We start from the raw sequence: 22711 nt of genomic DNA on the forward strand, positions 1-22711 counted from the left end.
AGCGGTCGTCGGCGACCGGGGCGAGCGGGCACTGGTCGTCATCCCGACGTTCAACGAGCGGGAGAATCTGCCGACGATCATCTCGCGGCTGCAGACGAATCTCGCCGGGATCCACGTCCTGGTGGTCGACGATTCCAGCCCGGACGGAACCGGTGACGTGGCCGATCAGATCGCCGCCGACGACGCGGCGGGTCGCGTCCACGTCATGCACCGCACCGACAAGGACGGGCTGGGTAAGGCGTATCTGGCCGGGTTCGCCTGGGGACTCGAACGCGAGTACACGACGATCATCGAGATGGATGCCGACGGCAGCCATGCTCCCGAACAGCTCCACCGCCTGCTGGACGCGATCAACGCGGGAGCGGACCTGGTGATCGGCTCGCGCTACGTCTCCGGGGGTCGGCTCGTCAACTGGCCCAAACACCGTGAGATCCTGTCGCGCGGGGCCAACACGTACGCGCGCATCGCCCTGGGTGCCAAGGTCAACGACATCACAGCCGGTTTCCGCGCCTATCGTCGGCAGGTGCTGGAGAAGATCGAACTCGACTCCGTCGAATCGGCCGGATACTGCTTCCAGATCGACCTGGCCTGGCGTGCCGTGCGCGCCGGTTTCGACGTCCGCGAGGTGCCGATCACGTTCACCGAACGCGAGATCGGGGAATCCAAGATGAGCGGTGGCGTGATGACCGAGGCGTTCTTCATGGTCGCGCGCTGGGGAATCGAGAGCCGTCTGGACCGGTTCGGGCGCAAGCGTCGCTGAGGCGGGTGCACGCATCCAGGTACCGCCCATCACCATCGGTTCCCTGAGGAACGAGCGATGCGTCACCACCCGGTCCCTGAGGAGCCCGCGAACGAAGTGAGCGTGCGTCACCACCCGGTCCCTGAGGAGCCCGCGAACGAAGTGAGCGTGCGTCACCACCCGGTCCCTGAGGAGCCCGCGAACGAAGTGAGCGTGCGTCACCACCCGGTCCCTGAGGAGCCCGCGAACGAAGTGAGCGTGCGTCACGAAGGGCCCTTCGTGACGCACTCCGCTGGCGCTCCGGGCCTCCTCAGAGATCGAGGGTTGAGCGAGTTTGCTGTCGCGTCGCCACCCCGGTGCCTGAGGAGCCTTTCGACCAACGAGCGAAACCCCAAATCCGGTCCCTGAGGAGCCCGCGAACGAAGTGAGTGTGCGTCACGAAGGGCCCTTCGTGAAGCTCGCTCCTCAGGGAGCGGTGTGCTCCGCTGGCTCCTGAGGGAGCGGGTGCTCTGGTCGCCTCAGGGAGCAGGGTGATCCGCTGTCTCCCGAGCGGAAGTGGTCGCTCTCCGCAGGGCTCGAGCGTCGGCCGCAACAAACACAGCGGCCGAGCGAGTCGATGGACTCACCCGGCCGCTGTGGATACTGCGATCAGTTCGTAACGCCCTTACGACGCTGCTTGAGCAGTTCGAGCCGCTCATTGAGCAGCACCTCGAGCTCCTCCTCGGAACGACGTTCGAGCAGCATGTCCCAGTGCGTACGCGGCGGCTTGGCCTTCTTCTCCTCAGGCGCTGCACCCTCGAGCAGGGTGCCCTCCATACCGTTCTTGCAAGGCCACTTCGACGGCACCTCAGCATCGTCGGCGAAGGGAACGTCGAAGATCTCTCCGTTGTCGGTGCGGTACTGGACGATACGTCGTGGCGCGAGGTCGTGATCGCGATCGGTTTCGTAGCTCACCGCACCGAGGCGGCTACCCCGAAGTACTCGATCTGCCATTGACATTCCTCTCAACATTTCGTCGGGCTTTGTTCATTCTACGCGCTCATCGGGACGCCCCGGTCACGCCACGTCCGGCGCCACCCACCGGCGCGCGGGTACGGTCGTAGCCGTGGACGACCCTCGCCGACGGCCGTATTCCTGCGCGTGGTGCGGCCGGAGCATGATCGACTCGGATCTCGGTCGGCGCCGCAAGTACTGCAAGCAGTCATGTCGACAGCGCGCCTACGAACAAAGAGCGCTCACGCAGGGCACATCTATTCCCGACGACGCGGTGATCTTGACAGCCGCCGAAGCCGACGCCTTCGGAGACCGGCTCTTCGCCCTTCGGTGTGCCGCGGAGGACCTCGTGACCGCGGTCGCCGAAGCGGCGGACACCGACACCCTGCACGCGCTCGGCGATGACCTGCTGAGCCTCGCGCGGGAAGCGGAGCGACTGCGATGATGGTCCGGATCTTCGGACTGTCTGTCGTCGTCACGATCGCCGCCCTGGTCACGGCCTTCTTCTATGCCGGATGGACCGGCCTCGCCCTGTGCGCGATCCTCGGCATCCTGGAAGTGTCCCTGTCCTTTGACAACGCGGTGATCAACGCGACCGTCCTGGAACGGATGAGCCGCTTCTGGCAGCGGATGTTCCTCACCGTCGGGGTGATCATCGCCGTGTTCGGCATGCGTCTGTTGTTCCCGCTTGCCATCGTCTGGATCACCGGCGGGCTCGACCCGGTGGAGGCATTCCGCCTCGCCGTGAATCCGCCGGCCGACGGCGCGGCCTACTTCCCGGACGGAAGCCCCAGTTACGAGACCATCCTGGGGGAGGCGCACGGCCAGATCGCCGCCTTCGGCGGCATGTTCCTGCTGCTGCTCTTCCTGAACTTCGTCCTCACCGACCGCGACCTCACCTGGCTGTCCTGGATCGAGCGGCCGCTCGGCCGGCTGGGCCGCCTCGATCAGTTGTCGGTGGTCATCGCCGCGGTCCTCCTCCTTCTTGTCGCGGGGTACCTCGCTGACGACGACACCCGCGCAACCGTTCTGACGGCCGGGCTGATGGGCATGGTCACCTATCTGGTGGTCGACGGCCTCTCCTCGCTGTTCCAGCGGGGGCAGCCCGGTGCCGAATCCCCGACGAGCCGGTATACACAGGGGAGGCCTGCACCCGCCACGGTGGCGGTGGGCAAGGCCGGCTTCTTCCTCTTCTTGTACCTCGAGGTCCTCGACGCATCGTTCTCGTTCGACGGCGTGATCGGTGCCTTCGCGATCACACCGGACCCCATCCTCATCGCGCTCGGTCTCGGATTCATCGGCGCGATGTTCGTCCGGTCCATCACCATCTACCTGGTGCGGCAGGGAACGCTCGGCGAGTACCGCTACCTCGAGCACGGTGCACACTGGGCGATCGGGGCGCTGGCCGTGATCCTCCTGGTCAGTGTCAGCATCCACGTCAACGAGCTGATCACCGGGTTGGTCGGCGTGGCCTTCATCGGTGCCGCGATGGTGAGCAGCGTCCGTGCCAATCGCCGGGAGCGGCGGAGTGCGGAGACCCACGGCGACGCGGGCGCGGTGACGAATCCGTGCGGGCCCGCCGCCCGATAGACTTGCTCCGTGACCGGCACCGACGACACGAACCGCGAGCCGACCACCGCATCCGAATCGCCCGCTGACGCAGGCACGACCCGCGCGCAGCGGGGCCCGGCCCGTCGGGCGGCCGACGCCCTGGCCCGTTCCGATGCCAGTGCAGGCGCCGTGAAGGCGGCCCGCGCGGCACGCGATCTCATCCCCAACACCCCGTCTCCCGTCACCGGACGTCGCACCTCGGACCGCGTCGCGCGGCTCCTCAGCGAATCCCGCCCGGACCAACCGAGCGTGATACGCGAGTTGGGATTGGGTGCGGTCCAGGTCTGGCAGTCCCTGGTCGCCCGTCGGATCGGCCGTTCCCGGACCCCGGTAGACGCGACCATCCTGTTCACCGACCTCGTCGGATTCTCCACCTGGGCGCTCGACGTCGGTGACGATCAGGTGCTGCGGCTACTCGCCGAGGTGAATTCGGTGACCGAGTCCGTCGTCTCGGCGCGTGGCGGCAGCGTCGTCAAACATCTCGGCGATGGCGCGATGGCGGTCTTTCTGGACGGAACAGAGGCCATCGAAGCTGCCTACGAGGCGATCTGCGGGGTCAGCGCGCTCACCGTCGACGGGTATCGGCCTCAGCTACGGGCGGGACTGCACACCGGTGCGCCGCGTGCCGTCGGCGACGATTTCATCGGTGTCGACGTCAACATCGCCGCGCGTGTGGCCGCGGCGGCAGGTCCGGGCGAACTACTGGTGAGTGACGCGACATTGGCGAACGCCGATCCCGCGCGGTACCACCGCCGGCGGCGTCGATTCAAGGCCAAGGGCGTGCCACGCGAACTGACGGTGTACGCGGTCGTCCCTCGTTACGAAAACTAACGACTTCCGCGAATCAGACAGTGTGCGTGCATTGTTGGGCGCTATGCCCGTTCTGTCGGGTGGTGGGGACCGGCACCGTCCACGGAAATCGGCGCCGTCACCGGACATTCACATCCGGTTGATTCTGGACAGTGACACTCGACACCATCCCGAGGCACAATGGCGTCGAAGATGGTCGACCGACAGGTTGAGACGCGCAGCCGGATCGGTCGTCACATCAATGCCGGAGAACGACTCACAGGGGCAGGGTGGCAGTGGAGCACAAGCTGGACAACAGGCAGCGCCAGATGCTTGATTTCGAGACGAGTTGGTACCCACTCGGCGGTGGTTCCTCGCATGCCATCGCCGAGCGATTCGGCCTGTCCGACCGTGACTTCTTCCGTGAGGTGGACCGGATCATCGAAACAGATCCGCCTTCGTCGATGAGACCCGACGAGATCAGGCACATGCGCGGGGTGATCCGGCGACGGATCTGGATGGCTCGCTGACCGGGGACGACCCGAAGAAATCAGTCAAATCCTCGACCGCACGGACCTGGCGCGCTAATCTGACTACAGCAGTCCTCAGAATGGGTCACCCAATCGGGTCCCAGAATTGCGTACGCACCTGCGTACGCATGATGCGCGGAGGTTCGAAGATGACAGTCACCCAACAGGCAGAGATCGTCACCGACGAGGTCGTGATCTCTCATCCGGACGACGAGATCGAACTCATCTCGCCGGATTCGATGACGGCCGAACTCGTCGGCCGGTACACGTTCCTGCCGGTCAACGGGGCAGCGTTCGTCATGCAGGTGATGCATCCGGTGATCGGGGACATCGTGGGCGAGTACTCGGTGTTCCGCACCGATCCGATGGGACGGGCCGTGCGGTCGGTCGACTCGGTGATGCGGTGGGTCTACGGCGGTCAGGAGGCCATCGAGGAGGGCAAGCGTCTGCGGCGTATGCATCAGCCGCTCCAGATGCGCAACGCCGAGGGCCGCCACATCAGTGCACTCAACCCCGAGGCATATCAGTGGGTCATCGCCACCGCGATCCCCACTTCCTGCGCCGCCGCGCCACTGGTCATCGGGCGCGAGTTCACTCCGGACGAGACCGAAGAGATGTTCCGCGACAATCGCCGAATCGCCAAGATCGTCCAGGTGCCGATGAACGGCTACCCGGAGTCGCTCGAGGAGTTCGATCGGTACTTCGACGACATGGTGGAGAACAGGCTGGTCGCCCATCCGACGGCGCTGGAGCTGGTGGCGCAGATGAAATCGGCTCCGCGACTGGACAAATCGGTACCGCCGGCGTTCGTCCGACTCGCCAACTCGGTCGCCCGCATCGCCTCTGTCCCGGTTCAGAAACTCAACTATCTGACCACTGTCGGCGTGATGGATCCCCGTATCCGCGAGATCCTCGGCATCACCTGGACGGACGGCGAACAACGCGAGCTGGAACGGATGCACGCCGCCATCCGGGTCGCGTATCGGGTACTGCCCGAACGCCTGACCTACTTCCCGCTGGCATACCACGCCCGGCGTCATCACGATGCGATCACCGCGATGAAGAAACGTGAGGGCGCCGGCGCCGCATACTCGGTCGCACGGCGCAGCAGCGGCGCCGCGGACTGAGCGGACGGAGCCGGCCGCGGACACCTCTAGACTGGGGTTCGTGCCGTTCTCCGACGACGACCTCGAAGCGTTCTATCGGGACATCGAGTCACGCACCGCCGCCGATTCGGTGAGTCGGCGACCTCCGAAGCAACGCGCAGTCCCGGTCCGACCACCCGATCGGCCGGCGGGAGAGACTCGGTCCGACGACAGATCGTTCACCGACGATGATCTCGAGGCGTTCTATCGGGATGTCGAGTCGCGGACCGCGGCCCGGCGGCCATCTCGACCGAGGCGTCGAGGCGTGCGCTCTGCCACGCCCTCGTGCCCGACCCCGCAGAAGGTCGCGTTCGCGGCCGAAAACCTGGCTCGCGATGGCATCGCCGACGTCCGCCGGCACACCGGACCCGACGTCACGCTTCGCTGTTACCAATGCGTCTGCGGCGCATGGCATATCACGAGCAAGCCGGCGATATGACCGGACTCGAACTGCGCGGGGTGGTCGTCGAGCTGGAATCCGCGGACCCCATCGCGGCGCGCCGTGCCTACGCGCGGCTGATGGACCAACCCGTCAGCGGGGAGTCCTCGACCGACTATGTCGCGTTCGACAACGGGTCGATTCGCTGGCATCTCGGGACCGATTCGGGTCACCACGTGGCCTTCGGGGTCGACGATCTCACCGGAGCCGAGCGCCTGCTGGGCCGGCGCGGTCTCTCCGACGAGGAACAGGTGGGCGTCACCGGCGACATAGCAGCCCGCCCCGCGAGTCACGCCGACATCACCGGCATCGACCACCTGGTGTTCACGGCGCCCACCCGGGATCGAGCGCTCGCGCTGTTCGGCGCCACTCTCGGCCTGGATTTCCGGCTTGATCGCGACCTCGGCAACGGTGTCCGACAACTGTTCTTCCGCGCGGCCGATCTGGTCGTCGAGGTCGTGACCGGCGCGGACACCGAATCCGACGGGCACCGGAACTGCACCCTGTGGGGCATCGCCTGGCGCACACCTGACGTCGACGAAGCACACCGCCGACTCACCGAGCGGGGGATGCCGACCAGTGAGGTCCGGATCGGGAAGAAACCCGGCACGAGGCTCTTCACCATCCGCGATCGGGACCTCGCCACCCGAACAGTTGTCATCGGGCCTGAGAGACTGGACGCATGACAACACCGTCCGCGGACAACGGTCGCAGGCCAGCGATCGTTCTGGTGTCCGCCGAGCACGCCGAGACCCTGATGGCGCAGTTCGAGCGCTACCGAGGCGACTACGACGTCACGTGTGCGGGCTCGGCGATCGAGGGCATCACCCTGCTGAGTCGTCTGCGTAGCGACGGACGACCGATCGCCATGATCCTCACCGAATCCGAGTTGCCCGACATGAACCTGCTGGAGGCATTGAGCGCCTTCCGCAGCATCATCCCGACGGCGCGGCGCATCGTAGGAATCCACTGGAGTAGGTTCACCGACCACAGCGAGACCCTGCGACCGGCGCTGCAGAAGGGGAAGTTCGACACCTTCCTGTTGATCCCGCGCGGTCCCCGCGACGAGGAATTCCACTACGCCGTCACCGAACTCCTGTCCGACTGGGGTGCCACGGTCGCGGCACCCGAGGTCGAGGTGCTCCGGATCATCAGCACCGAGTTGACCCCGCTCACGATGGCGATCCGGGACTTCCTGGATCGGATGGGGATGCCGTACCGCACCTTCGCACCCGACAGCCCCGAGGGCCGCGCAGCCGCCGAACAGTACGCCGCCGACGGCAACGGCAATCCCGCCGACAGCACCCGGAACCATCCACTCGTCCAGTCCCTCCGCGGTCCGGGCACGCAGGTGATCGCACCCGAATCGGTGCGCGACGTCGCGGTCATGATCTACGGCCGCCCATCAGACGTCGAGGTGGAAACGGTCGTCGACCTCGCCGTGGTCGGTGCCGGACCCGCCGGACTCGCCGCCGCCGTGTACGCCGCATCCGAGGGTCTCAGCACCGTGGTCATCGAGTCCGAGGCGATCGGCGGACAGGCCGGCACCAGCTCGATGATCCGCAACTATCTGGGTTTCCCGCGCGGCATCTCCGGGATGCGCCTCGCGCAGCGGGCACGCACCCAGGCGATACGGTTCGGGGCGCGGATCTTCACCGGCTGGCCGGTCGAACGTCTGCTCATCGAGGATTCGCTGGCACCCTATCGGCTGGTGACCGCCGGCGGCGAGGTCTGTTCCCGCTCGGTGTTGATCAGCACCGGCGTCGCCTACCGCCGTCTCGGGGTCGCCGCCCTCGAGGAACTCGTCGGCGTCGGAGTCCACTACGGCGCCGCGATGAGCGCCGCCCGCGAGATGGACAGTCAGGATGTGTTCGTGGTGGGCGGCGGCAACTCGGCCGGCCAGGCAGCCATCCACCTGGCCCGCTATGCGCGCTCGGTGACCATCGTCATCCGGCGTGCCGACCTCTCGGCGACCATGTCGCAGTACCTGATCGGTGAGATCTCGTTCAATCCACGGATCACCGTGCGCGGATCGTCGGAGGTCGTCGATGGTGGCGGCAATGGCCGTCTCGAATGGATCACGTTGCGCGACAGGACTACCGGACGCGATGAGCGATGCTCGGCAGGCGGTCTGTTCCTGCTCCTCGGCGCATCACCGCACTGTGACTGGTTGCCCGACGGGGTCGAACTCGACAGCGATGGCTTCGTGCTCACCGGCCGCGATGTGCCCAAGCACCGCTGGCCCGGCGACGTCCCGCCCGCCAATCTCGCGACCAGTGAACCCGGCCTGTTCGCGGCCGGCGACATCCGGGCCGGGTCGATGAAGCGTGTCGCCTCCGCGAGCGGGGAAGGGGCCAGTGTGGTGCCGCTCGTGCATTCCTGGCTGGAATCGTTGCGTGAGGCCAGTACCTCGTGACAGTAGGCCGGATGCGCGTGCACCTGCAGTTGGCCGAGCGTCCCGATCAAGCGGGGGCAGCGGCGCGCGATGCGGCGGCACTCGGTGCCGACGGTGTGTTCACCTTCGAGGGTCGCCACGACGTGTTCTTCCCATTGCTGATCGCCGCAGCGCAGACCGATCTGGATCTGATGACGAACGTCGCCATCGCCGGTCCGCGTAGCCCGATGCACCTGGCTCATTCGGCCTACGACCTCCAGGCCTATAGCGGCGGCCGATTCCGCTTGGGGCTGGGTTCGCAGATCCGGCCGCACATCGAGAAACGCTACGGTTCGACCTGGGGTCGTCCGGCCGCGCGCATGGCCGAGACGGTGTTGGCTGTCGCAGCGATCTTTGATGCCTGGGAAGGCAAGTCGCCGTTGAACTTTCGAGGAGAATTCACCACGCACACATTGATGACACCGAACTTCGACCCGGGTCCCAATCCATACGGGCCGCCGCCGGTGTTCCTCGGAGCCCTGGGACCCGTCATGAGCCGGACGGCGGCGCAGGTCGCCGACGGTCTGCTCGTGATGCCCTTCAACAGTTCGCGCCACCTGGCCGATCGCACCCTCCCGGCTGTCGAGGAGGGGCTCCGCCGCAGCGGCCGGACGCCCGAAGATTTCTCGGTCGTCGCGCAGGCCATGGTCGCCATGGGTCGCGACGAGCAGCAGATACGCGCTGCGATCGACGGGGTCGCGATGCTGATCGCGTTCTACGGTTCGACGCCGGCCTATCGGCCGGTCCTCGATGCCGAGGGATGGGGCGACCTCCAGCCACGACTGAACAGCCTGTCGAAAGTCGGCGCCTTCGCTGAGATGCGACGACTGATCACCGACGAGATGGTCGCCACCATCGGCGTCGTCGGGACACCCGAGGAATGTGCCGAACAGCTTTGTCTGCGATTCGGCGCGATGTCGTCGGAGGTGTGTTGCTACTTCCCGCATTACGGGCCGGACCGCGATGACATCGCCGACCTCGTCGCGGCCCTGCACGCTCACGATTCGTCCCGCACACCCCGGTAGATGCCACGACGCACGATCCACGGCTGCAGTACCGATTCGATCGACCACGCCGGGAACCGGAACGGTCGACCGTTGGGCGCGAAGACCTCCAATCCGTCGCGCTGGACGCCCAGCACCGAACCCCACCTGCGATGTCGCGGACGGTAGCTGCGCAATCTGCGCCCGGCCAGAGATGCCACGACGTTGTGTGCGACGAGACGGTCGGCGCGATTGCGAGCCGAGTTCCGGAGCGGATCCGTGGCGGCCACGTCGCCGACGGCGAAGATGTCGTCGTGCCCGACCACGTGCAGTTCGGGTGTCACACGAACGAAACCCCGATCGTCGAGGATGTCGCGGGGTAGCCACTCGGTGTTGGGTCGCACCGCTCCGATCGCCCACAGGACGGCGTCGGCGCGGACCGGCGCCTGGCCGGTGGACCAGGTGACGGGGTCGTCGGTGATCTGATCGATGCCTTGGTCGGCGGGTAGCTCGGCACGATGTCCGGGGTGCAGGCGGACTCCGAGCCGTTCGAGTCGTGCGCGAACATGCCGCCAGACCCGCGGATGATGGTGGGGGAGAGCCCGATCACCCGGGTAGTACAGGTCCACCTCCTTGGACGGCCACACCGCTGCGATGTTGCCTGCACTGCTCACCGCTGCCGCGCCGCCGCCGATCACCGCGACGGTGCTGACCCCGGCGAGCCGGGCATGAGTCGCCGCGAGGTCCGCGTCGATCTGTGCCGCCGACTGGAAGGTGGGCTGCCGCCAGAACCCGTTCCGGACTCCGGTCGAGATCACCAGCACGTCGTAGGCTTCCGACGCCACCGCACCGTCACCGAGTCGTACGTGAACCTGGCGCGACGCAGGGTCGAGTCCGACGAGGGTCCCGTGGACGGTACGTACCCGGTCGAGCCCGCGGAACCTGCCGAAGGTACGCCAGTAGTCCCGTCGCCACATGTCGGGTCGGGTGATCCGATTGCCGACTTCCTGGCCGCTCACCAGGCCCGGTTTGACCGAGACGCCGACCACATCGACTTTTCCGGCCAGATGGATCGCGGTGAGGACCCCGGTGTCACCGAGCCCGGCGATGACGATGCGTGGCCGGGCGGCACGATCAGTCACGGGCAGCGACCTTTCGCGGTGGCCGCGGCACGAATCGCGGTACGCGGTCGATGACATCCCGATAGCCGGGACGGCGCGCGAGGCTGCGTTTCTCCATCATCGGGATGCTGGCGCCCTCGAACAGCGCCAGCATCACCGCGGCGCCGGCGAACAGCCACCACGCGTCCGACGGCGCAGTGGCCACCCCGAAGAGTGCAAGGGCGAACCAGAACGAGAACTCGCCGAAGTAGTTGGGGTGCCGAGACCAGCCCCACACGCCCCGGTCCATCACGTCGCCCGGGCGGCGCCGATGCGCGAACCGTCGCAGTTGCGCATCGGCGACGGTCTCCAGTGCGACGGCGCCGAGTCCGATGACGAACGCCAGTACGACGAGCCATGCGGGTCCCTCGGCGGGTCGGGTGACCGTGATGTACACGGGCAGCATTCCGACGAACACCTGCAGCGTCGGGATGACGTGGATGGCGAAGAGATCCACCGGCACCGCCCACCGCCCGGCGTCCTCGCGCAGCTGTCCGTAGCGCCAATCCTCATGGTGGAGACCGGGGAATGTCATGACCCAGTTGGTGGTCAGTCGGATGGCCCACACCAGCACCACGACGGCGAGCAGCCAGCAACGGACGTCGTCGATGCCGAGATCACCGCGCCACCACCAATAGCCCAGCAGCAGTGGCGGTATGACGCTCCAATAGGCGTCGTAGAAACTGGAATTGTGGTAGCCGCGACTGAACGCGAAAATCACCAGTGTCGCGAGCAGGTCGGCGATCAACGTGTCCAGCCACAGCGTGTCGGTCGACGGCCCCCAGGCCAGCCAGACCGCGGCGCCCGCGATCGCCGCAACGTAGGCGATGGCGATACGTGTCAGCCCGGCGGCCCGACCATCGGTGGCGTGTTCGTCCATTCGCCGGTCAGATCAGGGTGGCGAGCTGGTCGATTTCGGCGACGCTGCCGGGGGACACCAGCATCGTGGTCACGCCGGCCGCCTCCCACCGCTTCACCTCCGCGGACACATGGTCGATGTCGCCCACGATCGCCGAATCCTCGACGACCTCGTCGGGGATGATGCGGGCCGCTTCGTCCTTCCGGCCGCTGCGGAACAGTTCGGTGACCTCGTCGACGACCTCGGTGTAGCCCATACGGCGGTAGACCTCGGCGTGGAAGTTCGTGTCCTCGCTGCCCATTCCACCCATGTACAGCGCCAGGAACGGTTTGATCGCCTCGTAGGTGCCGGCGCGGTCGTCGGTGATGACGATCTGGGCGGTGGCACAGATCTCGAAATCGTCGCGGCTGCGCCGGGCACCAGGTCGGGCGAATCCCTCGTCGAGCCATTCGTTGTAGGTGTCGGCCAGACGCGGGGTGTAGAACAGCGGCAACCAGCCGTCGGCGATCTCCGCGGCCAATGCGATGTTCTTGGGCCCTTCGGCGCCGAGCATGACCGGGATGTCAGAGCGCAGGGGGTGGGTGATCGGCTTGAGTGGCTTGCCGAGACCAGTGGTGTCCGGCCCGGTCAGCGGCAGCGGATAGTGCGGACCTGCACTGGTCACCGGTGCCTGACGCGCCCAGACCTGACGCATGATGTCGATGTACTCGCGGGTCCGGCCCAGTGGCTTGGCGAATCGCTGTCCGTACCATCCTTCGACGACCTGGGGCCCGGACACGCCCAGGCCGACGATGTGGCGTCCGCCCGAGAGATGATCGAGGGTCAGGGCGGCCATCGCGCAGGCCGTCGGTGTGCGGGCCGAGAGCTGGAGCACGGAAGTACCGAGACGTACGCGTTCGGTCGACGAACCCCACCAGGCGAGAGGCGTGTAGGCGTCCGAGCCCCACGCCTCGGCGGTGAAGATGCTGTCGAAGCCCGCCGCTTCGGCCGCGGCCACCAACTCGGCGTGATTCGTCGCCGGCTGCGCTCCCCAATATCCCAGTTGTAGACCGAGTTTCATCTCACTCCTGTGTCGTTGCACCGCCGGCACTCCGACGGGGTTTCCTCACCGTAACGGGTCGCCCCCGAGCGTCGCGGCGACATCGTCGGCCAAGGCCAGGCACGAGGTCAGCCCGGGTGACTCGATGCCGAACAGATTGACCAGACCTTCGATCCCGTGGACCGACCGGTCCTGCAGCAGGAAGTCGGCCGCGGGTTCGCCCGGCCCGCTGAGTTTGGGCCGGATCCCCGCGAAGTCCGGCTGCAGCGCGTCCTTTGGGAGTCCGGGCCAATAACGCCGAATCTCCGTGCTGAACCGATCGGCGTGGTCGGGGTCGACGTCGTAGTCGACGGCATCGGTCCACTCGACGTCCGGTCCGAATCGCGCGCCACCGCCGAGGTCGAGGGTCAGATGCACACCGAGTCCGCCGTCGACCGGAACCGGATAGATCAGATGCCGAAACGGGGCCCTTCCGGATCGCAATGTGAAATAGCTGCCTTTCGCGAGGCGACGGGGCGGTATCCGGTCGACCGGGAACCCTTCCAGCAGGCGCACCAGATCCCACGCGCCGAGCCCGGCACAGTTGACGAGGGCGCGGCACCCTAGCCTCCCGGCCCCCGCCACCTCGAGCACCGTCACCTGACCGGGCCGGACACGGCCTGCGATCACCTCGTTGCGGAGAGCGATGATCGCGCCGGCGTCCTCGGCGTCGTGTCGCAGCGCACGCATGAGTGCATGACTGTCGACGATGCCGGTCGACGGCGAGAAGAGCGCACCCACACCGGCGACCTCGGGCTCCAGCTCACCGAGCTCGGTGTCGTCCACACGGCGCAGATCGTGGACACCGTTGAGTTCAGCTCGGCGCGCGATCGCAGCGAGCTCGGCGAGCTGCTGCGCCGTGGTCGCCACGATCAGCTTGCCGGTCCGCCGGTGGGGGATGCCCCGGTCGGCGCAGTAGCGGTAGAGCAGTTCACGTCCCGCGACACAGGCGGAGGCCTTGCGGCTTCCGTGCGCATAGTAGATGCCGGCGTGGATCACCTCGGAGTTGCGTGAACTCGTCTGTGTACCAACCGCATCTTCGCGTTCGAGAACCACCACCGACCGCCCGTCGAGCGCGAGATGACGGGCGACGGCGAGGCCGATCACCCCCGCGCCGACGACCACCACGTCAACGGTCTCCACCACGGGATCGAGCCTAGCCGCAGCCGACCTCCCAGCGGCGTCGGCGCCGGATTCTCGGGTAGGGTCGGAACCTGCCGGACGAGAGGACTGCGACAGTGAATCGGTTCCAGCAGATGGCCGCCACGGTCAACAAGGTTGTGGCGCCCGCCCTGCGACTGCCCGGAGTGCGCACGACTGTCGGCCGTTCGCTCACCGTGTTGACGTACACCGGACGCAAGTCCGGCAAGCAGTTCGAGTTGGCGGTCGGCTACCGCCGCGACGGCGACACCGTCACCGTCGGTGTCGCGATGCCGGACAAGAAGGGGTGGTGGCGTAACTTCACCGGTGCAGGGGCCTCCATCTCGTTGACCTTGGACGGTGGAATCCGGACCGGTCATGCGGTGAGCACTCGCGACCCGGAGGGCGCTGTGAGCGTACGGATCGCTCTGGATCCAGTGGCATGAAGGCCGCACTCGCGACCCGTGATCTCCCAGAAAGGTGACCTCGATGACCGCCATCTCCGACCTCCTGTCCGCGCTCGGGAGTGGAGCAGTCGAGGTCGTCGACCTCACCGCACCGCTGAGTCCACAGACGCCGGTGCTCCAGCTACCAGCGCCGTTCGCGAACACGATCCCGCTGTCGATGGAGAAGGTCAGCGACTTCGATGACGACGGTCCCTTCTGGGGCTGGAACAACCTGCACACCGGTGAACACACCGGCACCCACCTCGACGCCCCGACGCACTGGGCCACCGGGCGGGACGGGCTCTCCGTGGATCGGATTCCGCCGTCGCGGCTGATCGGGCCGGCGGTGGTGCTCGACTTCACCGCCGAGGTCGCCGCCGACGCCGACTTCCTGCTCGAACCCGACCACTTCGAGGCACACATCGCCGAGCACGGGCCGCTACCGGAAGGTGCCTGGTTGCTCTTCAAGACGGGATGGAGCCGTTTCAACACCGACGCCGCGGCATTCCTCAATGCCGACGATGACGGTCCGCACAGCCCCGGCGTCTCGGTGGCCGGCGCCGAGTGGCTGGCCTCCTCACCGATCTCCGGATTGGGCGTGGAGACGGTGGGCATCGACGCCGGCCAGGCAGGCGGCATGGAACCGCTGTTCCCCGTCCACCACCATCTGCTCGGTGCTGACAAATACGGGTTGACGCAGCTGCAGAATCTCGAATCGTTGCCGGCCGAGGGCGCGATGCTGGTGGTCTCGCCGCTGCCGATCGTCGGCGGAACCGGCTCTCCGGCACGAGTTCTCGCCTTCGTCCCGGCCTGACCCGGAGTGTTGTGATGCCATCGGTGTCCGAGGTCGTGGGGGCAACCCTGGCTGAACTGGGCGTGGGTGCCGCGTTCGGTGTCGTCGGCAGCGGGAACTTCGTCGTGACGAACGCGCTGCGGGCAGCCGGCGTGCCGTTCGTCGCGACTCGTCATGAGGGCGGTGCCGCGACCATGGCCGACGCCTACGGGCGGCTCGCGGATCGTCCGGCGGTCGTGTCGGTGCATCAGGGGTGTGGGCTCACCAATGCCGTCACCGGGATCGGCGAGGCCGCGAAGAGCCGGACTCCGATGATTGTCCTGGCCGCCGACACCGCAGGATCGGCGGTCCTGTCGAACTTCCGCATCGGCCAAGACGATCTGGTGCGGAGTGTGGGCGCGATCCCCGAACGTGTGCACAGCCCCGCGTCCGCGGTTGTGGATGTCGTGCGTGCCTACCGCACCGCCGTGCACGGCCGGCGGACAGTGGTGCTGAACCTACCCCTCGACGTCCAGGCCGCCACCGTCGAGCAGGTGAGTGCGATCGCGGCCCCTGACGCGCCCGATCCCATCCGGGCATCCGCGAGATCCGTTGCCGCCCTGCACGAGATGATCATGGCGGCCGAGCGCCCGGTTTTCGTTGCGGGTCGCGGTGCGCGGGACGCGGGACCTCTGCTCGCCGATCTGGCCGATCGGGTGGGCGCACTCGTGGCGACATCGGCCGTCGCCAACGGCTTGTTCGTCGGTGACGTGTACGACCTCGGGATCTCGGGCGGGTTCTCCAGCCCGTCGACCGCGGAGCTGATCGCCGACGCCGACCTCATCATCGGCTGGGGATGCGCGCTCAACATGTGGACGATGCGCCAAGGGTCGCTGATCGGCCCGGGCACGCGGGTCGTACAGGTCGACGACGAACTCTCGGCGCTGGGCACCCACCGGCCGATCTCGCTGGGCGTTCATGGTGACTGCGCAGCGACGGCTCAGGATCTGCTGAGCATTTGCGGTCCCCGACGTGTCGGCTACCGCACCGACGCGGTGTCAGGTCGTCTTGCCTCCGGGCGGTGGTGGAACGATGTGCCGACACCGGATCTGTCCACGGCCGAACACATCGACCCGCGGGTTTTCAGCATCCTCCTCGACGAGATCCTGCCGGCCGAACGGATCGTCGCCGTCGATTCCGGCAACTTCATGGGCTACCCGAGCGCGTACCTTCGCGTGCCCGACCAGCACGGCTTCATGTTCACGCAGGCGTTCCAGTCGATCGGTCTCGGCCTGGCCAGCGGTATCGGAGCCATGCTCACCCAACCGCATCGGCTGGCCGTGGTGGCCGCGGGCGACGGCGGGTTCCTGATGAGCGTCGCCGAACTCGAGACAGCCGTCCGCCTGGGACGTCCCATGGTCATCGCGGTCTACGACGATGCCGCCTACGGCGCCGAGGTCCACCATTTCGGCAGGGACGCCGATCTCGGCGCGGTGACGTTTCCGGACACCGACATCGCCGCACTGGCCCGCGGGTTCGGCGCCCACGCGGTGACCGTCCGCAACCGCGACGACATGAAAGCGGTTGCGGCCTGGGTGGACTCGCCGGACGGGGTCATGGTCGTCGACGCGAAGATCGCCTCCGACGGGGGTTCCTGGTGGCTGGCCGAGGCCTTCCGGGGGCACTGATCCCGGTGGTGCCGGTGGGTCACGCCTGGTCCCCGTCGTTCTCCCAGACGATGCGTGCGAGTGCGTCGCGGTCGGCCACGTCCAATTTGATGCATGCGCGATAGATGTGGCCCTCGACGGTGCGAATTGACACGGTCAGCTTGTCGGCGATCTCCCGGTTGCTCAGTCCCTGCGCGACGAGCGCGGTGATCTCGCGTTCGCGCGCGGTCACCGGCAACGGCCGCGCCGCGGCGCGGATCGCGGGGGTGGTCGCGCCGTCGCATCGGTTGGACAACCGCGCGGCGCGTGCCCCGGACTCCGCGCTCTCGCGCCGACGACCGGCCCGGTCGTACAGCGGAACGGCCTGGGCTGCCGCGTCCGCCGCCGACAACATGAGACCCACCTCTTCGAACTGCGCACTGACATCGTGCAGGGCCGCCGGATCAGCGTCCGCAACCGCCTCGGCATGGCGTGCGTACAGACCGGCGATCGGTCCCTGGACCAAGGGACGGACTGCGGCGAGTCGTTCGGCGACCCCCCGATCGCCGAAGCGTGCGGCGTGGTGCAATGCTTCGGCCTCGAGGGCGAATTGCCCGGATTCATGAGCGATGTCGGCTGCCCGGTGAGCCAGTTCGATGGCCGAACGCGTGCTCCCGGAGGCCGCAGCGATCCACGCACGGGCGATCACTCGTTGGGGCTCGTGCAGCGCCATGTACTGCCCGGAGTGTTCCTCGGCGTCGTCGATCACACACTGCGCCTTGGCCACGTCATCGAGTGCGGCGTAAGCCCGGACGAGGATGAGTCGAGCAGGCAATCGCCAGGGAAGCGAGGAGTCGGCGTTCAACGCCGCCAATGCCTGCTCGATGTCGGTGACCGCGGCGCGGAACGCGCCGCGGTAGACGGCGACCAGCCCCGCCATGATCTTGGCGATGGCCCAGCCGACGAACTGACCCGACGAGGAGAACTCCGCGTACTCGGCAGCCCGCCGCTCCGCTTGGTCGAGGTCGCCGACCATGGTCAGCGCCAGGACATCGCCGTAACGGACCATGACCTTTATCTGGCCATCGGTCGGCTTGTGTTCAGGCCGGCATCGCGCGGCGATGGGTTCGAAATCGTACCCACGGCCGGCGACCGGCATCGCGAGTCCGGTGGTGAAGGCGGCGAACTCGATCGCCTGCCGGGGCGACTCCGGATTGGCGAGTACGTATTCGGCCAGTTCGATGCCTTCCTCGATCCGGTTTTCGTGGACGGCCATCGCCGCACCCACCGCGTCCACGGCGAGCCGTAGCGCCGGGTGCTCGACGCGATCCCGCAGCAGCTGCAGGATCTGATCGCTGCGATCCACATCGCGGGACGACCAGAACAACTGACTCATCCGGGCGATGCCCCACTGCACGAGCTCGAGCTCGCCGAGCTCATCGGGGTCGTAGTGGGCCAGCACCTCGTCGGACTCAGCCAGACGGCCCTGCCAGAGCAGTGCCCGCGACAGGAGTTCGGCGGCCGCGAGGCCCGCGCCCCGGTCGCGGGCCGCGCGCGCGAGTCGTTCGCCGAGTGGAAGATTCGTCAGAGCAACGGCATCTTTGGCTGCCGAGATCAACAGCTTGAGGTCGATCTCCTGGTCTCCGTCCACGCACAGCCGCGCGATCCGGATACGGTCGGCCGCCGAGTTGATCGGATGATCACGCAGGATCGCGACGATCCGCGCGCGCAGCGTCCGACCGGCGACCGTGCCGATCCGGCGACGGATGACGTCGCCGTACACGGGATGATTGAAACGCGCATTGACCACCGCACCGTCCCGAGTGATGCGGATCAGACCCTGGACCTCCGCAGCGTCGACGGCTTTCTCGCCGGACAACTCGACGAGGGAGTCGAGGTCGAGCGGCTCGTAGAGCGCCAGCAGTTTCAGGGCGTCGACCACCTCTTGCCCGGCGCGGTCGAGCCGGGCATCGATGAGGGCCACCAACCCGGACGGGACCGCAGTGGGCCCGCGGAGCTGCCAGACCCCGTTCACCTCCGACAGGGTCCCGGCTTCGACGGCTCCTTCGACCATGTTGCGCAGGAACAGGGGGTTGCCCCCGGATGATTCCCAGATCACGTCGGCGGACAGGCCCTCCAACGTACCGCCGAGCACCATCTCGACGAGGTTCGTGCACTGTTCCTTGCTGAACGGCTCCAACTCGATTCGCGTCAGATAGCCGTCCTTCCACAATGTGGTCACCGCATCCGGGACCGGCTCACCGCTGCGGGCCGTCGCCACGATCCGTGCCGACCGTTCGATGGCGATCTGGTGGAGCAGAGTTGCCGACAGCTGATCGAGGAGATGCGCATCATCGACACCGATGACGGTGTCGTGCTCGGCCACCAGGGCTTCGCGGGCCGAGACGAGCGCGCCGATCGGGTCACGCGAGGAGCTGGGGGACAGCTGAACCCACGGAGCGAAGGCGCCGAGCGGGATTGCCCGTGACGACTCGGTGCACGCGGCCCAGTGGACGGCGGCGTCGAGGGATGCGGTGACCGTACGCGCCAAGGTTGTCTTGCCGACGCCGGCGGAACCGACGAGCACGACACCGCAGGCCTCGCTCGTCAGTGCCGAACGAATCGCGTCATGCTCGGTCGGCCGGCCGAGCAATTGCCAACGGCCATCCATACGTCCCGAGTATAGAGCCGGGCGCAGTCGCGGGCTGCGGGAACGCGGCGTGGCGGGATGGGCATCGACGGTGCCGGGCGTCGTGCCGCGCAGTCGTAACGGTCGTGTCGTGGTCATGGCGGCAGCTGCGACGAATCCGACGGCTCCAGGACGGGTGCATTGTTCACCTGGTGACGGTACTGACTCGACGCCTCATACACTTTCTTCTTGAGGCGGTTGATGGACCCGAGCGGGCGATGGAGGTCGAGGCCCCGCCAGGAGTTGAAGGACAGGACGTCGTCGCCGAAGGCGCGTCGTTCCGGTGTGTACGGATCCTGCTTCGGGTACCGGATGGTCGCGACGGTTCGGTATGGGGACACCGTGTCGTCCCATCGCTTGGTCGCGTCCTCGATCGGCATTGCCACCCGGTCAGTACACAGCTGGACCTGCAATGCGTATTCCGCACTGTGACAAGCGAAGAAGTCGATCACCATATCCTGGAACGCGTTGATGCCGGTGCTGTCGGGGACTCGGAGCCCGGCAAGGGCACGCACCTCGGGTGAGGCGGGTACCAGGCGCATCTTGACGATGTATTTGCCGTACCGCAAAGGCGCCGAGGTGTGAAAGGTGTCGCCGAGGATGTGGGTGTTGGGGCTGATGAACACCCTGAGGCTCTCCGGTAGCCCTTTGCCGACCGGCTTGAGGACGCGCGTGTCCAAGGAACCGAGCAACTCGCTGCCCACCATGATTGCGGGGTCGGACAGGCGTGCGAGCGCCTTGGCGAACAACATCCCTCGTCCGCTGTAGGCGTGCGCGTCGGCGAACAGGAACTCGCGGTGGGTCACCATGATGAAGTCCTGGGTGTTCGCGGTGTCGTCCGTCAGCGCCCGCGTGCCGTCGACCCCGATGGCCTTGGCATCGACCCCGATGACTTTGATGCCCAGTCCGCGGACACCGCGTAACTGATCGCTGCGGATCGCACCGGAGGTGCTCGACAACCGGGCGATGACCGGGTACGTGCGAGGTGCGGCGAACAATCCCTGTGCCAGTTCTGGTGCCAATCCGGCGTGGACCTCGAGTTCGCCCCGCAGGATGCCGTGACTCTTGGCGTGGGCATCACGAATGCCACGCTTGAGTTTGCGATAGGCGCGTTCGTTGTTGCCGCGCAGGGCGCTGACGATCTTGTCGATGTCGGCTGCTTCGTCGGCGCGAGGCTCTTCGATGTCCTCGCCGAATTCGAGGTAGGTGAGGGACGGGGTCGCGACGTCGGTCATCGTGATGAGTCCTTCTCGGGTCGTGTCGGAATGTTCCAGGGCGCAAACGGATTGCTGACGCCGGCCAATGCCGGCGCCAGCGTTGGGTGATGACGCAGCAGGACCGACTTCATCGAGTTGTCCCGCACCCACGCCATCCCCATTTCGGTGTAGACCTCCGGGCGGAAATCGGTGGTGAAGAAGCGGTCGCAGGACAGCCTGCGCGAGGCCATCAGCACGAAGATCCGGAATGCGGTGTCGCTGAAGCCGAACCCGGGTGGCTTCGGTTCGGCGAGTAGGCCGATCATGAGGTCCACCTTGTCGACGTCGCGATAAACCTGCTCGAGTTCGCAGGCCCATCCCGGGTTGTCGGTCATCTCATCGAACGTCTTGACCCGCGGCAAACGCAGCAAATTGCGGAACTCGTTGTACCGAGGGACACCCCGCTCACGGATACGCATGATGTCGACGGTGCCGAGGTCGAGCGTCCGGCCGTCGGGACGCGGCAGGTTCTGCATCGAGAGCGGAAAGTTGTGCAGCGTCAACTCACCCGGATTGGCACGCCCGAACGAATACAGCAGGTCCGGCCGTGACCTTTCCCGAAGGCGGGTGCGCACGTCGCCGGCGAGCATGTCGGCCATCGCATATTTGTTGACAAGCGTGTCAGGGCACACCGCGTTGCCACCCAGCGTGCGGATCTCGACATCGTCGGGAATCAGTGGGTGCATCCGGTAGACGGCCACGAACTCCTCGGTGAGCGAGAACGGCACGCCGCTGTCCTCGGTCGGCGATCCGGGGATACCGCACAGGACCTCGTTGTCAGTGACCCGCCCGTACCGACGCCGGATCCGCTCGCCCAGGAGACCGAACCAGTTGCCGCGCATCGCGGCCACGGTGGTGGGGTGGGCGATGACCGCGGGGGTCCAGTCGATGGTGTGGATCTTTGCCATCAGGGCGGAGTTGATCAGTCGCGCGGTGTCATAGAGTCGCTGGTCGTCGGACTTCAGATGCGGGTACGCCGCGGCCAGACGATCGCAGATCGCGTTGTGCTCGCGCAGGAACAACGAGTGCAGCAACGCCAGGCCGACCCAGAAGTTCGCGGCCTGCCCCTCGGGGTCGAGTAGACGCTCGGTGTCGGCGGGCGGGAGTCCGTCATCGTCGAGCCTAATCTTGCCACCTTTGCGGGTCCGGATCGCTTTCGCATATTCCTTTGTCTCGCCATAGATCTGGGAGCCATCCCACCAGTGTGAGACCGTGGTGGCGAAAGTGGGCGGTGCACCACGGGCGGACGATGGGGCCGGGGCGGTCCGTGCGAACGTCATCGCTCCGTGGGACCAGTTGTCGTCGGGGGAGAGGTCGATGGTCCAATCAGCGTCTGAGGGGGCATGACTGAACCAGTCGTGCACCTCGAACTGAATCCAGGCCGCGGCGAGCAGATTGAGCGTGGTGGCCGGTCGAAAATGGTCTCGTGCCAGGAGACGCCGACTGATCAACCGCGGGTTGGGCTCGAGGATTTGATCCGCCGGCTCGGGAAACGTCTGCTCGGCCGGTATGTTGCGGCCGAAGAGGCTGCCGCTGGCACCCACTCGGGGTGATTGCAGGTTGTTGTACGTGCCGTCGATCGTTCGTGCGCGATGGTCATCTCGCTCGCCGGGAGGCAGAAGTGCGCCCGGACGACCGGTGTCCACCAGGTTGTGGGCACGCAACTGGCTACGAAGACCAACCAGAACCGCCAGCCCTGCGGGTGTCCAGAGGCGGGCCCAACCCACCGAATGGTCAATCCGTTCCGCGGTAGCGGCGAGATACCTGGTCACGGACCCGCGCGTGTCGACCGTGGTGGTTTGACATTCCGACCCCACACCAGCGTTTCCGCCCGTTGGCGTGTGCTTCCCGAGCATGGCGACCTCCGAGAGTGCCTCTGGAGAGTGATGCACGGCCCCGGCGTCATCCCGACCCCTGTTCGCCGCAATCACCAGTATGTCCGGTTGGGAGTTGCTTGGGATGAGTAGTCGACTACTCGTTCTACTCGATCGGCGTGCGAGGG

The 22711-nt window shown here is 66.8% G+C and carries 21 protein-coding genes; 13 read left to right on the plus strand and 8 right to left on the minus strand.

Going from position 1 to position 22711, the window contains the following annotated elements:
- Nucleotides 1-31: 31 nt before the first annotated feature.
- Nucleotides 32-760, plus strand: coding sequence for a polyprenol monophosphomannose synthase (locus ACVT6V_RS18475; RefSeq protein ID WP_489900881.1), 729 nt, complete (start codon nucleotides 32-34; stop codon nucleotides 758-760).
- Nucleotides 761-1387: 627 nt separating this feature from the next.
- Here ACVT6V_RS18475 and ACVT6V_RS18480 read toward each other — a convergent pair.
- Nucleotides 1388-1732: an RNA polymerase-binding protein RbpA gene (locus ACVT6V_RS18480; protein WP_489895267.1), complete on the minus strand. Its 345-nt coding sequence runs from the start codon at nucleotides 1730-1732 to the stop codon at nucleotides 1388-1390.
- Nucleotides 1733-1895: 163 nt separating this feature from the next.
- On the opposite strand from ACVT6V_RS18480, the gene ACVT6V_RS18485 reads away from it, so the two are divergent.
- The 9 genes from ACVT6V_RS18485 to ACVT6V_RS18525 all read left to right on the plus strand — a co-directional run bounded on the left by ACVT6V_RS18485 (nucleotide 1896) and on the right by ACVT6V_RS18525 (nucleotide 9705).
- Nucleotides 1896-2177, plus strand: a complete 282-nt coding sequence (locus ACVT6V_RS18485) for a hypothetical protein (RefSeq protein WP_489895269.1) — start codon at nucleotides 1896-1898, stop codon at nucleotides 2175-2177.
- Nucleotides 2174-3322: a DUF475 domain-containing protein gene (locus tag ACVT6V_RS18490; protein WP_489895271.1), complete on the plus strand. Its 1149-nt coding sequence runs from the start codon at nucleotides 2174-2176 to the stop codon at nucleotides 3320-3322. Before ACVT6V_RS18485 ends, ACVT6V_RS18490 begins: the two co-directional genes overlap by 4 nt.
- A gap of 9 nt (nucleotides 3323-3331) precedes the next feature.
- On the plus strand, nucleotides 3332-4174 hold the full coding sequence (locus ACVT6V_RS18495; protein WP_489895273.1) for an adenylate/guanylate cyclase domain-containing protein: 843 nt from the start codon (nucleotides 3332-3334) through the stop codon (nucleotides 4172-4174).
- A gap of 266 nt (nucleotides 4175-4440) precedes the next feature.
- Nucleotides 4441-4662 (plus strand): DUF3263 domain-containing protein, encoded by a 222-nt coding sequence (locus ACVT6V_RS18500; protein ID WP_489900882.1) that lies wholly within the window; start codon nucleotides 4441-4443, stop codon nucleotides 4660-4662.
- A gap of 149 nt (nucleotides 4663-4811) precedes the next feature.
- Nucleotides 4812-5789, plus strand: a complete 978-nt coding sequence (locus ACVT6V_RS18505) for an oxygenase MpaB family protein (protein WP_489895275.1) — start codon at nucleotides 4812-4814, stop codon at nucleotides 5787-5789.
- A 40-nt stretch (nucleotides 5790-5829) separates the two neighbouring features.
- Nucleotides 5830-6246, plus strand: coding sequence for a hypothetical protein (locus tag ACVT6V_RS18510; protein ID WP_489895277.1), 417 nt, complete (start codon nucleotides 5830-5832; stop codon nucleotides 6244-6246).
- On the plus strand, nucleotides 6243-6932 hold the full coding sequence (locus ACVT6V_RS18515; RefSeq protein ID WP_489895279.1) for a VOC family protein: 690 nt from the start codon (nucleotides 6243-6245) through the stop codon (nucleotides 6930-6932). The genes ACVT6V_RS18510 and ACVT6V_RS18515 overlap by 4 nt, the downstream gene beginning before the upstream one ends.
- Nucleotides 6929-8662 carry an NAD(P)/FAD-dependent oxidoreductase gene (locus ACVT6V_RS18520; RefSeq protein ID WP_489895281.1) on the plus strand — a complete coding sequence of 578 codons (1734 nt, stop codon included), beginning with the start codon at nucleotides 6929-6931 and terminating at the stop codon, nucleotides 8660-8662. The genes ACVT6V_RS18515 and ACVT6V_RS18520 overlap by 4 nt, the downstream gene beginning before the upstream one ends.
- An 11-nt stretch (nucleotides 8663-8673) precedes the next feature.
- On the plus strand, nucleotides 8674-9705 hold the full coding sequence (locus ACVT6V_RS18525) for a TIGR03617 family F420-dependent LLM class oxidoreductase (RefSeq protein ID WP_489895283.1): 1032 nt from the start codon (nucleotides 8674-8676) through the stop codon (nucleotides 9703-9705).
- Here the strand turns inward: ACVT6V_RS18525 and ACVT6V_RS18530 are convergent.
- Genes ACVT6V_RS18530 through ACVT6V_RS18545 form a run of 4 tightly spaced genes read right to left on the minus strand, consistent with a single transcriptional unit; the run spans nucleotide 9678 to nucleotide 13906 of the window.
- Nucleotides 9678-10805: an NAD(P)/FAD-dependent oxidoreductase gene (locus tag ACVT6V_RS18530; protein WP_489895285.1), complete on the minus strand. Its 1128-nt coding sequence runs from the start codon at nucleotides 10803-10805 to the stop codon at nucleotides 9678-9680. The genes ACVT6V_RS18525 and ACVT6V_RS18530 overlap by 28 nt on opposite strands.
- Nucleotides 10798-11703 carry a DUF1295 domain-containing protein gene (locus tag ACVT6V_RS18535; RefSeq protein ID WP_489895287.1) on the minus strand — a complete coding sequence of 302 codons (906 nt, stop codon included), beginning with the start codon at nucleotides 11701-11703 and terminating at the stop codon, nucleotides 10798-10800. Before ACVT6V_RS18535 ends, ACVT6V_RS18530 begins: the two co-directional genes overlap by 8 nt.
- Before the next feature lie 7 nt (nucleotides 11704-11710).
- Nucleotides 11711-12742 carry an LLM class F420-dependent oxidoreductase gene (locus ACVT6V_RS18540; protein ID WP_489895289.1) on the minus strand — a complete coding sequence of 344 codons (1032 nt, stop codon included), beginning with the start codon at nucleotides 12740-12742 and terminating at the stop codon, nucleotides 11711-11713.
- 45 nt (nucleotides 12743-12787) lie between these two features.
- Nucleotides 12788-13906, minus strand: a complete 1119-nt coding sequence (locus tag ACVT6V_RS18545; RefSeq protein ID WP_489895291.1) for an NAD(P)/FAD-dependent oxidoreductase — start codon at nucleotides 13904-13906, stop codon at nucleotides 12788-12790.
- 92 nt (nucleotides 13907-13998) lie between these two features.
- On the opposite strand from ACVT6V_RS18545, the gene ACVT6V_RS18550 reads away from it, so the two are divergent.
- The 3 genes from ACVT6V_RS18550 to ACVT6V_RS18560 are packed head-to-tail and all read left to right on the plus strand — an operon-like array spanning nucleotide 13999 to nucleotide 16806.
- A complete protein-coding gene (locus tag ACVT6V_RS18550) occupies nucleotides 13999-14346 on the plus strand; it encodes a nitroreductase/quinone reductase family protein (protein WP_489895293.1) in 348 nt (115 codons plus the stop codon).
- Between the two features lie 43 nt (nucleotides 14347-14389).
- Nucleotides 14390-15160, plus strand: coding sequence for a cyclase family protein (locus tag ACVT6V_RS18555; RefSeq protein WP_489895294.1), 771 nt, complete (start codon nucleotides 14390-14392; stop codon nucleotides 15158-15160).
- Nucleotides 15161-15174: 14 nt separating this feature from the next.
- The gene (locus tag ACVT6V_RS18560; RefSeq protein ID WP_489895296.1) at nucleotides 15175-16806 is read left to right on the plus strand and encodes a thiamine pyrophosphate-binding protein; all 1632 of its coding nucleotides are present in this window, start codon (nucleotides 15175-15177) and stop codon (nucleotides 16804-16806) included.
- A gap of 19 nt (nucleotides 16807-16825) precedes the next feature.
- On the opposite strand, the gene ACVT6V_RS18565 is transcribed toward ACVT6V_RS18560, so the two are convergent.
- The 3 genes from ACVT6V_RS18565 to ACVT6V_RS18575 all read right to left on the minus strand — a co-directional run bounded on the left by ACVT6V_RS18565 (nucleotide 16826) and on the right by ACVT6V_RS18575 (nucleotide 22565).
- Nucleotides 16826-19435 carry a LuxR C-terminal-related transcriptional regulator gene (locus tag ACVT6V_RS18565; RefSeq protein ID WP_489900883.1) on the minus strand — a complete coding sequence of 870 codons (2610 nt, stop codon included), beginning with the start codon at nucleotides 19433-19435 and terminating at the stop codon, nucleotides 16826-16828.
- A gap of 113 nt (nucleotides 19436-19548) precedes the next feature.
- Entirely contained in the window at nucleotides 19549-20688 is a 1140-nt protein-coding gene (locus ACVT6V_RS18570) for a catalase family protein (RefSeq protein WP_489895298.1), read from the minus strand.
- Nucleotides 20685-22565: a peroxidase family protein gene (locus ACVT6V_RS18575; protein WP_489895300.1), complete on the minus strand. Its 1881-nt coding sequence runs from the start codon at nucleotides 22563-22565 to the stop codon at nucleotides 20685-20687. Before ACVT6V_RS18575 ends, ACVT6V_RS18570 begins: the two co-directional genes overlap by 4 nt.
- Between the last annotated feature and the right edge of the window lie 146 nt (nucleotides 22566-22711).

This window comes from Gordonia sp. LMA167, assembly GCF_058130025.1.

Coding starts and splice junctions, on each gene's coding strand:
- ACVT6V_RS18480 (WP_489895267.1), bottom strand. CDS start 1,732: ATGGCAGATCGAGTACTTCGGGGTAGCCGCCTCGGTGCGGTGAGCTAC.
- ACVT6V_RS18485 (WP_489895269.1), top strand. CDS start 1,896: ATGATCGACTCGGATCTCGGTCGGCGCCGCAAGTACTGCAAGCAGTCA.
- ACVT6V_RS18490 (WP_489895271.1), top strand. CDS start 2,174: ATGATGGTCCGGATCTTCGGACTGTCTGTCGTCGTCACGATCGCCGCC.
- ACVT6V_RS18505 (WP_489895275.1), top strand. CDS start 4,812: ATGACAGTCACCCAACAGGCAGAGATCGTCACCGACGAGGTCGTGATC.
- ACVT6V_RS18515 (WP_489895279.1), top strand. CDS start 6,243: ATGACCGGACTCGAACTGCGCGGGGTGGTCGTCGAGCTGGAATCCGCG.
- ACVT6V_RS18520 (WP_489895281.1), top strand. CDS start 6,929: ATGACAACACCGTCCGCGGACAACGGTCGCAGGCCAGCGATCGTTCTG.
- ACVT6V_RS18525 (WP_489895283.1), top strand. CDS start 8,674: ATGCGCGTGCACCTGCAGTTGGCCGAGCGTCCCGATCAAGCGGGGGCA.
- ACVT6V_RS18535 (WP_489895287.1), bottom strand. CDS start 11,703: ATGGACGAACACGCCACCGATGGTCGGGCCGCCGGGCTGACACGTATC.
- ACVT6V_RS18540 (WP_489895289.1), bottom strand. CDS start 12,742: ATGAAACTCGGTCTACAACTGGGATATTGGGGAGCGCAGCCGGCGACG.
- ACVT6V_RS18555 (WP_489895294.1), top strand. CDS start 14,390: ATGACCGCCATCTCCGACCTCCTGTCCGCGCTCGGGAGTGGAGCAGTC.
- ACVT6V_RS18560 (WP_489895296.1), top strand. CDS start 15,175: ATGCCATCGGTGTCCGAGGTCGTGGGGGCAACCCTGGCTGAACTGGGC.
- ACVT6V_RS18565 (WP_489900883.1), bottom strand. CDS start 19,435: ATGGATGGCCGTTGGCAATTGCTCGGCCGGCCGACCGAGCATGACGCG.
- ACVT6V_RS18570 (WP_489895298.1), bottom strand. CDS start 20,688: ATGACCGACGTCGCGACCCCGTCCCTCACCTACCTCGAATTCGGCGAG.
- ACVT6V_RS18575 (WP_489895300.1), bottom strand. CDS start 22,565: ATGCTCGGGAAGCACACGCCAACGGGCGGAAACGCTGGTGTGGGGTCG.